The organism is Francisella adeliensis, from assembly GCF_003290445.1.
GTDB lineage: Bacteria > Pseudomonadota > Gammaproteobacteria > Francisellales > Francisellaceae > Francisella > Francisella adeliensis.
This window is the reverse complement of sequence record NZ_CP021781.1, coordinates 1-12,686: the sequence shown is the minus strand read 5'-3', so window position 1 is coordinate 12,686 and position 12,686 is coordinate 1. Positions and strand designations below refer to the sequence as shown.

Sequence of the window (12,686 nt, the reverse complement as noted above, 5' to 3'; positions counted from 1 at the left end):
GGTTAGTATACTTATAAGACCAAAGTTTTCTGGATATAGTTTATTAAAAAAGGGCAATAAAAGTTATACCGTTTAAAGATAAAAAGAACCATAAACTTTTTACAAAGTGAAAATTGTGGTTCTTTGCATTATGGTTTATTTTATAGTGCAAAACATAATTAATTTTTTGAATATGAGCTATTAGAAAAATCAATTTGCTTTACTCCAATCGATAAGTGAATATGTGGTTATAAATTTGATTAACTCGTCTTGTTGAAAATAAGACTAATGAATTAAAAGTGGAAAAAAACATATTGTTTGCTGAAGAGTAAAAATTAAGATTAGAGAGGAAAGTGTAATGAAATATCAAGCTAATAATTTTATGAGCGGTCAGCAAATCAAACCTACTGGGACTAGGAGACTAGATATAGATAATCCTCAAACTGGTGAGATTATAGCTAAAATGACATGCTCTACTAAAACTGATGTAAATCATGCTGTAGAAATAGCTAAAGAAGCTCAAAAAAATTGGGGTTCAAATACATATAAAGCTCGAGCTCAAGTTTTCTTTAAATATAGACAGTTACTTCAAGAGAATTTTGATGAGCTAGCAGCACTTTGTTCTGAAGAGAATGGTAAGCTTTTAGCCGAAGGGGCAGCTGAAATTGCAAAAGCAATAGAACTATGTGAGCTAGCGGTTTCTATTCCTCAAACATTAAATGATAGAAGGCAAGTTATTAGTAACGGTATTGAATGTAAAGAGCAAAAAACACCTCTTGGTGTAGTGGCAAGTATTGTACCTTTAAACTTCCCTATAATGGTTCCTCATTGGAGTATACCTATGGCATTAGTTCTTGGTAATTCCATGATTGTTAAGCCATCTGAAAGAGTTCCTTTATCTTGTATAAGAGTTGCTGAGCTTTTAAAAAAAGCAGGTTTACCTGACGGTGTGTTTAATGTCGTTCAGGGTGATAGTGATGTGGTAGAAGCTATTTGTGATCACGAAGATATTAAAGCCGTATCTTTTGTAGGATCTACTCCTATAGCAAAAGTTGTGTATGAAAGAACTGCTAAATCTGGTAAAAGATGTATAGCTCTTGGCGGAGCAAAAAACAACTTATTGCTATTACCGGATGCTGATATAGAAATGGCTGCTGCTGATATTGTTGCTTCATTTACAGGGTGTGCAGGTCAAAGATGTATGGCAGCATCTCTACTTATAGCAGTGGGTGATACACAAGGTATTATAGATAAAGTTGTTGAAGAGTCTAAAAAAATAACAGCAGGTCAAAACTTGGGTGCTATTATTACAAAAGAGTCAAAAGATAGAATTGAAAGCTATATAACTAAAGCTGAAGATGCTGGTTGTAAAATTTTGCTTGACGGTAGAAATGCTGTAGTCAAAGGTGGTGAGAAAGGTTACTATGTAAACCCAACTATTATTGATGGTGCTGAGTTTGGACAGCCATGGTCTTGTGATGAGATATTTGGCCCTGTAGTTACAATCATTAGAGTAAAAACAGTAGAAGAAGCTATAAAAATCCAAAATAGCTCTAACTACGGTAATGGTGCTTCTGTTTATACTCAAGATGGCGAGGCAGCTACTTATGTTGCAGATAGACTTACAGCTGGTATGTGTGGTATTAATATTGGTGTGCCAGTTCCTAGAGAACCATTTGGTTTTGGTGGATGGAAAGACTCTAGATTTGGTGTATCTGACATTACAGGCTCTCAACCGATAGACTTCTGGACCCAAACGAAGAAGATTACAACAAAATGGAATGCTAAGCATAAAAAAGATTGGATGAGCTAATAATTTCATTCAGTAAGCTTAAATTCACAATTTAGTTTTTTAATATTTTGGAGTAACCATGCAAATTAGAGAAGAAATAAAACAAAATAATATTGACCATAATGTTTTCACTTGGGTGAAGCAAGGTGGTCTGAACCCTGCATGTATAGAAAGAGGTGAAGGCTCATTCATCTATGATTATGATGGTAAAAAAATCTTAGATTTCACAGCAGGTCTTATCAGCGTAAATTTGGGACACGGAAATGAAGCCGTTATAAATGCTGTAACAGAACAAATGAAGCAAATAGCATTCCCTGCACCAGTTCATGCTACTAAAGTCAAAGGCGAGTTAGCTAAGAAGTTAGCTAGTCTTTTACCAGGTGATTTGAATAAAGCATATTTTACATTATGTGGAGCTAGTGCGAATGAAGCTGCAATAAAAGCCGCTAGAGCATACACTAATAAACATAAAATCTTAACAAGATATAGATCGTTTCATGGTGGCAGCTATGCATCTATGACTTTAGGCGGAGATCCCAGAAAATTACCTCATGATACTGATGGCATCCCCGGTGTTGTACATTTTGAAATACCTTCAACTTATGACGGTATTTATAGTGAAAACCCAGTAAAACAAACAAAAGAAGCTCTGAAACAGTTAGAAAGAATAATAAACTATGAAGCATCAGAAAACATTGCGGCAATTATGCTTGAAGGTGTGAGTGGTACATCTGGTTGTTATTTATACCCAGAAGGATATATGGATGGCGTAAAAGCCTTATGTGATAAATATGATATTTTATTAATCATAGATGAGGTTATGAGTGGTTTCTGTCGTACTGGCAAATGGTTTGGTTTTATGAATTATGATATCGTGCCTGATATCGTAACAATGGCAAAAGGTATTACATCATCATATTTACCTCTAGGTTGCTGTATGTTATCTGATAAAATCATGGCTAAATTCCAAGATACAGCATTCGTGCTTGGAGCTACATATAGTGGACACCCAGTATCTTGTGCAGCAGGCTTAGCTACTATTAACGAATATGAAAGACAGAATATCCTAGATAACGTGAACACTATGTCAGCCTATTTTGCTACAAAAGTAGCTGAACTAAAAATAAAACATAAATGTATTGGTGACTATAGAGCAAAAGGTCTTTTAGGTTGTTTTGAATTAGTTAAAAATAAAAAAACAAAAGAACCTCTGGTAGCTTATAATGCAAAAGATATAAGTATAACAACTAAAATTACTTGTAAATTTAAAGAACTAGGTTTACATTCATTTGTTAGGTGGAATCATGTATTTGTTGGTCCACCATTAACTATTAACAAAGAAGAGTTAGATATTGCAGTAATTGCTCTTGATAAGGTATTTAGCTTAGCTGACACCTTTTGTGATTAGTAGTTTTGTTTTTGTAACCATTCTCTGAAAAAAATCACTATTTTTGTATGATGTTTATCTTTTTTAAATATAATCCTGTGATTTCTTGTCATTACAATATCTTTTAAATTAAGAGTTTTGAGAGAAGTATTATCTATATCACAAAGACTTATCTCTGGTACTGTTGCTAGAAAATCACTGCTTGCTACATATCTTTTGACAGCTTCAATATTTGGTAAATAAAAATCATCATTATTAACAAACGAGTTGATACTTTCTTTTATCATATCACCATCCTTAGTGAAAACTATATCACCTAAAAAAACATTTTCTTTAATAGAAAAGTCACCGGCCCATTTTTTCATAATTTTTGAATTTTTATCAACTTTGTGTAGCAAAATATCCCGAGTAGTAAAAGTGTCGTGATAGTATGCCCATTTATATGCAAAAATATCATCAATACTAACTGAGTCATATTTTGCAAGAGGGTGGTTTTTACTACAGATTAATTTTAACTCTGATTTTTTGATGACTATTTCTTCCGACTTCATTTCATGTAATGGAACTCTTCCCTCGACAAAACCAATTTCACATATTTCATTTTCAATATTTGCAAAAGTTTTATCTAGATTGCTGCTAATAATATTTATCTTGATATTAGGATATTCTCTGTGAAACTTATACAGTAGTTTTGGCAAAATATAAGTCGCTATAACAGAGTTTGCTGCTACTGAGATACTACCCTGTAAGTTCTCTGTTGATGTTTTGAAAAGCTCAAATTCATTTGATTTCTCGATGATTTCAATGGCTTTTTTAAATAAAACTTTACCATCATTATTTAAGTTTAAGCCATTTTTATTACGGTCAAAGAGTTTGACTTCAAGAATCTTTTCTAACTGTCCTAAGCTAATACTTGCTGCAGATTGGGATATAAAGCATGCTTTTGCTCCTTCACTTATTGACTCTACCTTTGCAACTTCTACAAAAACTCTTAAATGTTTGAGAGTAATTCGCATAATATTAACTATTTAGACTACTAAAGCACTTGTTTACCAAATTATAGCACAATAAAAACAATTAAGTTATCGGTTGCGGAAAGTACGTATGAACGGTGCTATAATTAGTTATCTATAAATAAAATCACAATAAGTTTTTAATAAAAAATATTAACTTAAGTAACAGATAGGTAAGCTATGAAAACTATAAACTTTGAAAACTTGTATAATGATTTTAAAAACTTCTTTGATCTTTGTCGTTATAATGATGAAGCTTTAGAGCAAGAGATTATCAAAAATATAAAAGATGAAAATATTACGGATGGTGTATACCTCTTTAGGTTTAAGCTTGTGATTTTTAAGTTTGAGGTTTGTTTTGGAGAAGTTACATATATTGGTTATGAAAAATAATTTATATAGTTAAAGTTTTACTACTTCTTTATATAAAGAATTCCAGCAGAAAAATCATAAACCGCATTTACTTCTTTTAACTCTTTATAGCCAACAACACATAATACCCCTAAAAAATTTTTCATCGCTTGGATATTTGCTAATGTTGCATCAAACTTTTTTAACTCAATCCTAGGTTCAAAAAAACTATTTAGAGGATTCAACAGTAGACTTGATATATATGTATCAGAAACCTCTAATGTGCCATCAGTTGCTTTAATAGTTTCTTTTTCACCTTCTTTAAGACCTATGCTTTTTGCATAATCTTCTGCTATTGTTAGATTTGATGTTCCGGTATCTAATAAACAATTAACTGCATTGTTACCATTAAAAGAAACCGTTATTATCTCATGACCAGATAAAAGTTTATTTAATTTAATAGCCTTATACCCTTGAGCTTCAAGATTTTTACCAATTATATAATGATTTTTAGGTGAAACGCTTTGTTTTGTAAAATATACTTTTGATGTTGAAAAATCAAAAAGTGCGTTATATTTTTCTAAAAACTTTGTTCCAAAAATAAGAGTAGGTAGCGATAACTTTTTTGGTTGATTAGTTATCTCAGACTTAATATTTTCTAGTGAAATATTTCCTACATCAATGCTCTTTAAAGTCACTGTTTTATCTTTTAAAACTTTTCCTGTCATATTTGCAGAGTAACTCGAAGAATCAGAGCTTTTTAAATCTAGTTCTGCTAAAGAGTTTTTGAATATATTAACTCCTGATGAGCCTGAATCTAGTAAAATGTAGGCTTTTTTTCCATTTACCTTAGCAACAATATAAGGAGCATTAGATGTTTCCTTACTATCAATAAGCTTAAGAGGTTCATAACCGTATTGATCTAGAAATTTAGATAAGACAATATCACTAGCAACGCAGATATTCACTAATAATAAAGAAAATAACAATATGATGGATTTTATAAAAATAGACATAATTTACTAAATAATATTTAAGAACTGTACAGTTTATTAAACTATATATTACGTAGATAAAACAAGAATTTTTATGGCGCTATTATGAGCAAACAAATCTAAGACTAAATATTGCTGACTAATTAATGCATAGCTACATTTATCTTTATTTAGCTAATCTGCTATAATTTCCCTACTTAAAATTTTCATAAAATATCAATGGCTGAAAAATATATATACTCAATGCATAGGGTTGGTAAAGTCGTACCTCCTAACAAATACATACTTAAGGATATTTCATTATCATTTTTTGATGGTGCTAAGATTGGTGTACTAGGTCTTAATGGTTCTGGTAAATCTACACTTCTTAGAATAATGGCTGGTATAGACACTGATATAGTTGGTGAAGCTGCTCCTAGAAATGGTGTAAAAATTGGTTATCTTCCTCAAGAACCAAAACTTGACCCTACAAAAGATGTCCGAGGTAATGTTGAAGAGGCTCTTGGTCATTTAAAAGAAATGATTACAAGGTTTGATGCAATCAGTATGGCATTTTGTGAACCAATGTCTGATGATGAAATGGCTAAACTTCTTGAAGAACAAGGTGAGCTGCAAAATGCTATTGATGCTGCTGGTGCTTGGGAGATAGATCGTAAGCTAGAGGTTGCTGCAGAAGCACTTCGTTTACCCCGTTGGGATGCTGATGTAACTAAGCTCTCTGGTGGTGAAGCTCGTCGTGTTGCATTATGTAAATTGCTATTATCTGCTCCTGATATACTACTACTAGATGAGCCTACTAACCACTTAGATGCTGAATCTGTAGCATGGTTAGAGAAATTCTTAGCAGAGTACAAAGGTACAGTAGTTGCTATTACCCATGATAGATATTTCTTAGATAATGTAGCCGAATGGATACTTGAGTTAGATCGTGGAGAAGGCATACCATTTGAAGGTAACTACTCGCAATGGCTTGAGCAAAAACAAAAGCGTTTAGAAATGGAAGAAAAACGCGAATCTTCTCATCAAAAAGCACTTAAAGAAGAGCTTGAATGGGTTCGTCAAAATGCAAAAGGTCGTCAAGCTAAATCTAAATCAAGATTAGCTAAGTTTGATGAGTTAAGCTCTCAAGAGTTCCAAAAACGAAATGAAACTCAAGACTTATATATCCCACCTGGTGAAAGACTTGGTAACAATGTCATCAAAGTTAAAGATCTTGTTAAGTCATTTGATGAGAAATTACTTATAGATGGCTTAGATATGGATGTATATCCTGGCTCTATCGTTGGTATAATCGGTGCAAACGGTGCTGGTAAATCTACATTCTTTAAAATGCTAACTGGTACAGAACAGCCTGAAAAAGGTGGCATCTCTATCGGCGAAACTGTAAACCTTGCTTATGTAGATCAATCTCGTGATGCATTAGATGATAACAAAACAGTATGGGAAGAAATTGCTGATGGATTAGATGTAATTACTGTTGGTAAATTTACCATCCCATCTCGCCAATATGTTGGTAGATTTAACTTTAAAGGTGCTGACCAACAAAAGTATATCTCGCAACTTTCAGGTGGTGAAAGAAACCGTGTACATTTAGCAAAACTTCTTAGAAGTGGCGGTAATGTAATCTTACTAGATGAACCTACAAATGATTTGGATGTAGAGACTCTAAGAGCATTAGAGGAAGCAATTCTAGCATTCCCAGGCTGTATAATGGTTATCTCGCATGATAGATGGTTCTTAAACCGTATAGCCACTCATATGCTAGCCTTTGAAGGTGACAGTGAAGTAGTCTGGTTTGAGGGTAATTATGATGCTTATATTGAAGATAAAAAACGCAGACTTGGTGATAAATACGATGCTATCACTAAAATTAAATATAAAAGAATTTCTGTAGATTAAAATATAAATCTACAGTATTTTCTACAAACTTACTCCCCCTTAAAGAGATGAGGTAACAATGAAAATACTTTTCTACTCAACAAAAAAATATGATAAAGAATATTTCACTGCTCAGAATAATGACCATACTTTAGAGTTTAGTGAATATGGTCTAAATGAGCAAACAGCTGATTTTGCTAAAGATTTTGACGCTGTTTGTATATTTGTAAATGATATTTGTGATGCTAATGTTATAGATAAACTCCATAGCTTTGGTATCAAAGCCATTCTACTTAGATGTGCTGGTTTTAATAATGTAGCTGTAGAGCATGCTAAGAAATTAGGTATCAAAATTGCTAGAGTACCAGCATATTCGCCTTTTTCAGTAGCGGAGCATACATTGGCGCTTTTATTATGCTTAAACCGTAAAATACACAAAGCTTACAACAGAGTTCGTGAAAGTAATTTTAATATCGAAGGTTTAGAAGGATTTGATATTCATCAAAAGACTATCGGAATTGTTGGTTTTGGTAATATTGGTAAAGCTTTTGCACAAATCATGTCTGGTTTTGGTGGTGAAATTTTAGTTCATGATCCTTTTGCAGACAAAAATGCTAGCTCTAATGTGAAATTTGTGGAGCTAGATGAGTTATTTGAAAAAGCAGATATTATTAGTCTACATTGTCCTTTAAACGATGCTACTAAATATATAATCGATGAGAATGCTTTAGATAAAATCAAATCATCAGCTATTATCATAAATACTAGTAGGGGCGCTCTTATTGATTCTAAATATATTATCAAAGCTTTGAAACATAAAGCCATTGCAGGTCTTGCTATAGATGTTTATGAATATGAAAAAGATATATTTTTTAAAGATATGTCTGCTGAAATTATTGATGATGATATATTTGAAAGACTACTTACTTTTCCGAATGTGCTAGTAACAGCTCATCAAGCTTTTTTAACGAAAGAAGCCCTTAATGGTATTGCAAGAACTACCCTTAATAATGCTTCTACAATCGAAACAGGAAGTGCTGGTAGTAATTTACTATAAAAACTAACTCTATATTTATAATTTCTTTTTATTACAGATTCTCAATATATTCTAATATAACTTCGTGATGATCTTTAGTTTTAAACTTATTAAAGACATGATCAATCTTACCTTCTTTGTCTATAAAAAAGCTAATTCTATGGATACCATCATATACTTTACCCATAAATTTCTTTTCACCCCATACACCAAATAGTTCAGCAACTTTGTGATCTTCATCACTTAAAAGCTGTATAGTTAAATTATCTCTTTCTTCAAACTTCTTGAGGCGTTTTGGTGCATCTGGACTAATACCAAGAACTACAGTATCAAGCTCAGCTAGTTTATTACTAATACTACTTAAACCGATAGATTGAGTTGTACAGCCTGGAGTCATCGCTTTTGGGTAAAAGTATATTAAAACATTCTTCTTACCTTTAAAGTCACTTAGCGATATTTCTTCATTATTTTGATTTTCTAGCTTAAATTCTGGAGCTAATTGTCCTTGTTCTAGTGTTTTCATTAGTTAACCTCTTTTATAACTATTGATTATATTTTGATATAATATAGTAGCTCTTTCTAAGAGCAATTTAAATGTAGATGTTTATTTAATGTCTCGATATATAATTCAAACTAATTGCTGATAAGATAATTATCAAAGATATCCATACTGTAATGCTTGATGGGTCATTATTAATAAGTATTCCTAAAATCACCCCAAATAATGGTACTAAATAATTAGTAAAAGATGTAAACACGGGCCCTGCTAGTTTGATTAATGAGGAGTATAGATAATAAACGATACCTGCACAAGCTACCCCTAAGTATATTAATGAAGCAATTGATGCCCCCGTTGGCGTTATATTATCATAAGGTGCAAATACTAAAGCTACCACACTTAATTGTATACTAGATGCTATCAGGATGTTTCTTGAAACTATAATTGGATTTTCATGTGAACATGATTTACTTAATAACAAAATTGCCAAAGCAAAACATATAGTTGCTAATAATATAGCAGCTATGCCGTAAAAATTTACAGTTTGTTCATTGTTTACTAAATCTGGATAAAAAAGTATCAGCAACCCGATAAAGCCAACAGTTATACTAAGTATATTAGGTATAGTTATCCTTGATCTGATGATTAGAGGGCCAAATATTACCACAAAAAATGGTACTGTACCTGTCAAAACAGCTGTGATCGATGTACTGGTAAATTGTTGTCCCCAAGGTATAAGCATAAATGGAATAGTAGCTTCTAATAGTGCTATTATCGAATACATTAATATATTTCTTCGATTAGAAATAGATTTTATCTTCATAAAATAACAGACGCCACAAAGTAAAATACACCCAATAAACGATCGAGAAATAGCTATTAATATAGCAGGAAAATGTTCTATTGCTTCTTTTTGAAATACAAATTGAGAGCCCCAAATCATGCCTATAGCGAGTAGAAAAGAATATTTTTTAATCATTTTTATTTTTTAGAAATTTAAAGTCTAAATATTGTATAGTATTGGTTGCTATATTTCTTTATTTTAAAGAGTTATATTTTTTAATACTGAAAGGTATAAGATAAGATATTTTGAGATACTAAAGTAATATTGATTTTAGACTTAGATTTTCATTGGCATAATGATAAATAAACTATTATCTTTTTCATCTTTTACCAATGCACTCATATTTGGATTATCAAGATATATACTCATTGTGTCTTCATTTAAAACACTTATAATATCTAATAAATATCTGTAGTTGAAACAGATTTCCATTGAATCTTCGTTATACTGAACTTCAACACTTTCCTCGGCTTTTTCATTTTCAGGGTTATTTGCTGAAAGTAATATTTGTCCTGGAGATATGTTTAAACGCACACCTTTGTACTTATCATTAGCTAAGATTGATGTTCTTAAAAGTGAATCTTTAAGTACTTTTTTATCTACCGCTAATAATTTAGTATTATTTTTTGGAATAACTTTTTGATAATCGGGATAACGACCATCTATTAGTTTTGATATAAAAATAAACTCGCCAAATTCAGCTTTAAGATAAGTTTTTCCAAGACATATTTTTATTGTGTCTTCTGTTTTTGCTACAATTTTTTTAAGCTCTGTAATTGCTTTTTTAGGGATTATTGACTGACAAGTAGTATCAATAACTTTACTGTTAATGATAGCTTCTGTAATAGACATTCTATGTCCATCTGTAGATACCGCTCTTAAAAGATTACCATTCACTTCCCAAAACATTCCGTTAAGGAAATATCTTGTATCATCATTTGCCATTGAAAAATCAATTTTTGAAATAATATGATGAAAATCTTGTTGAGATAGATCAAAACCTGACTCTTCTTGAATGTTACCATCTGCTAGAGGAAAATTGTCAGCATTCAGTGACATCAAGTTAAATTTACTATTATTTGAAGAGATTGTAACCTTATTATCATTGATATTAAAATCAATCATTGAATTATCATTCAAGCTTCTAACAATATTGTAAATTTTGTCAGCATTTAGAGCCAGCTTCATATTTGCATCACAGTTAATAGCTATACTACATGTTATTTCAGTGTCTAAATCAGATGCTGTTATTTTTAACTTATTATCTTGTATGTCAAATAAAATACATGACAGTAATGGCATAGTACTTTTGCTATTTGCTATAGATAACATTGATTGCAAAGGCTTAAGCAAGTCATCTCTATTTAGTACAAAATTCATTTTCAAAACCCCTTTTATAATATTTTAATTATATTTCCTAATTCTATTTAACGAGAAATCTTATCTAAAAGCAACTCATAATCGTCAGATATTGATGTATTACTTTGTCTTAGTTTAGTAATAGACTTCACAGCATGCATAACTGTTGTGTGATCCCTGCCACCAAAAGCATTACCTATTTCTGGTAAACTATGTGATGTTAGCTCTCTTGCTAAACTCATAGCTATTTGTCTTGGTCTAGCTATATTTCTACTTCTTTGGCTAGATGTAAGATCTTTCACTCTAATCCTAAAAAAGTCAGCTACAACTTTTTGAATATTATCTATTTTTACTTTCTTTTCTTGAATTTTTATTACATCACGTAAACATTGCTGAGCCACTTCTACAGTAGGATCTTTATGATTAAAGCGTGATGTTGTAAGCACTCTATTTAAAGCGCCTTCTAATTCTCTTACATTTGTTCTAACATTTTCTGCTATAAAAGTAGCTGTATCATTTGGTAGTTTTTGACCAAGATCATGGGCTTTTTTAAGTAATATAGCTATACGAGTCTCTAAATCTGGCATATCAACAGAAACTGTTAAACCATAACCAAATCGAGAAACTAACCTTTCTTCTAGACCTTCTATTTCATTTGGGTATTTATCACTTGTAAGAATAATCTGCTTACCACTTTCATATAACGCATTAAAAGTGTTAAAAAACTCCTGTGAAGTACCCTCTTTACCTGCTATAAATTGAATATCATCTATAAGTAGAATATCAGCAGACCTGTATACTCTTTGAAATTCATCCTGATCTTGTAATCTAAGAGATGTAACATACTCTTTTACATACTGCTCTGAGTTTGTATAAATGATTCTAGCACTAGGGTTTACTTCTCGAGCATGATTACCTATTGCTTGCATTAAATGCGTTTTACCTAAACCACTACCACCATATATAAATAAAGGATTATGCAATTTTCCTGGATTTATCGATACTTGCATTGCTGCGGCTCTAGCTATTTTATTAGCATCTCCTACAACAAAACTATCAAAAATATATTTATCTTTTAAAGGTAAACCAAATGAATATTCTTCACCTTCTTTAGCAGTGATAAGCATAGCTTCATCAAAACCAAATAATTCTTGTGAAGAATTTTTCTCTTTTTTAGTATTTTTTCTAACTTCTTTTTCTTTAAACTCTTCTTCTTTAGGCTCTTCACTATCATCTTTTATTTCAACATTAGAAGTACTAAAAAAATTTGTTTGTGGACCAACAGAAGTAGATATTTTTCCAGAAGTTTCATTATTTACATATTTTTTACTTGAATATTCAATAACTAAATCATCACCATGACACTCCTGAATTGTTACTAAAAAAAGAGCTCCATATTTAGATTTTATATGTTTTTTAAAATATTCATTATTACAGTAAACTGTGAATATATTAGCATTTTGATCTACGAAAATTGGTTTAATCCATGTTTTATACTCAAAGGTAGATATACTCTTTTTGATTTTTTTTAAACATTTATTCCAAGTAGTCAT

The 12,686-nt window shown here is 31.3% G+C and carries 11 protein-coding genes; 5 read left to right on the top strand and 6 right to left on the bottom strand.

Annotated features, from left to right (window positions below):
* The first annotated feature begins 337 nt into the window (after positions 1-337).
* Both CDH04_RS00055 and CDH04_RS00050 read left to right on the top strand, forming a co-directional pair.
* Positions 338-1,792: a CoA-acylating methylmalonate-semialdehyde dehydrogenase gene (locus tag CDH04_RS00055; protein WP_112869085.1), complete on the top strand. Its 1,455-nt coding sequence runs from the start codon at positions 338-340 to the stop codon at positions 1,790-1,792.
* Between the two features lie 58 nt (positions 1,793-1,850).
* Positions 1,851-3,179: an aminotransferase class III-fold pyridoxal phosphate-dependent enzyme gene (locus CDH04_RS00050; protein ID WP_112869084.1), complete on the top strand. Its 1,329-nt coding sequence runs from the start codon at positions 1,851-1,853 to the stop codon at positions 3,177-3,179.
* Here the strand turns inward: CDH04_RS00050 and CDH04_RS00045 are convergent.
* Positions 3,176-4,174: a LysR family transcriptional regulator gene (locus CDH04_RS00045; RefSeq protein WP_112869083.1), complete on the bottom strand. Its 999-nt coding sequence runs from the start codon at positions 4,172-4,174 to the stop codon at positions 3,176-3,178. The genes CDH04_RS00050 and CDH04_RS00045 overlap by 4 nt on opposite strands.
* Positions 4,175-4,351: 177 nt before the next feature.
* Here CDH04_RS00045 and CDH04_RS00040 point away from each other — a divergent pair, with 177 nt between their 5' ends.
* A complete protein-coding gene (locus tag CDH04_RS00040) occupies positions 4,352-4,564 on the top strand; it encodes a hypothetical protein (protein ID WP_112869082.1) in 213 nt (70 codons plus the stop codon).
* Positions 4,565-4,584: 20 nt separating this feature from the next.
* Here the strand turns inward: CDH04_RS00040 and CDH04_RS00035 are convergent, their stop codons facing one another.
* Positions 4,585-5,538 (bottom strand): retroviral-like aspartic protease family protein, encoded by a 954-nt coding sequence (locus tag CDH04_RS00035; protein WP_112869081.1) that lies wholly within the window; start codon positions 5,536-5,538, stop codon positions 4,585-4,587.
* 198 nt (positions 5,539-5,736) lie between these two features.
* Between CDH04_RS00035 and ettA the strand changes: the two genes are divergently transcribed.
* Both ettA and CDH04_RS00025 read left to right on the top strand, forming a co-directional pair.
* Entirely contained in the window at positions 5,737-7,416 is a 1,680-nt protein-coding gene (gene ettA / locus CDH04_RS00030) for an energy-dependent translational throttle protein EttA (RefSeq protein WP_112869080.1), read from the top strand.
* Positions 7,417-7,474: 58 nt separating this feature from the next.
* Positions 7,475-8,452: a 2-hydroxyacid dehydrogenase gene (locus CDH04_RS00025; RefSeq protein ID WP_112869079.1), complete on the top strand. Its 978-nt coding sequence runs from the start codon at positions 7,475-7,477 to the stop codon at positions 8,450-8,452.
* Between the two features lie 31 nt (positions 8,453-8,483).
* On the opposite strand, the gene bcp is transcribed toward CDH04_RS00025, so the two are convergent.
* From bcp to dnaA, 4 genes are all read right to left on the bottom strand, one after another.
* Positions 8,484-8,954 carry a thioredoxin-dependent thiol peroxidase gene (gene bcp / locus CDH04_RS00020; RefSeq protein ID WP_112869078.1) on the bottom strand — a complete coding sequence of 157 codons (471 nt, stop codon included), beginning with the start codon at positions 8,952-8,954 and terminating at the stop codon, positions 8,484-8,486.
* A gap of 85 nt (positions 8,955-9,039) precedes the next feature.
* Positions 9,040-9,909 (bottom strand): DMT family transporter, encoded by an 870-nt coding sequence (locus CDH04_RS00015; RefSeq protein ID WP_112869077.1) that lies wholly within the window; start codon positions 9,907-9,909, stop codon positions 9,040-9,042.
* A gap of 141 nt (positions 9,910-10,050) precedes the next feature.
* Positions 10,051-11,154: a DNA polymerase III subunit beta gene (dnaN, locus tag CDH04_RS00010; protein ID WP_112869076.1), complete on the bottom strand. Its 1,104-nt coding sequence runs from the start codon at positions 11,152-11,154 to the stop codon at positions 10,051-10,053.
* 47 nt (positions 11,155-11,201) lie between these two features.
* The gene (gene dnaA, locus CDH04_RS00005; protein ID WP_112869075.1) at positions 11,202-12,686 is read right to left on the bottom strand and encodes a chromosomal replication initiator protein DnaA; all 1,485 of its coding nucleotides are present in this window, start codon (positions 12,684-12,686) and stop codon (positions 11,202-11,204) included.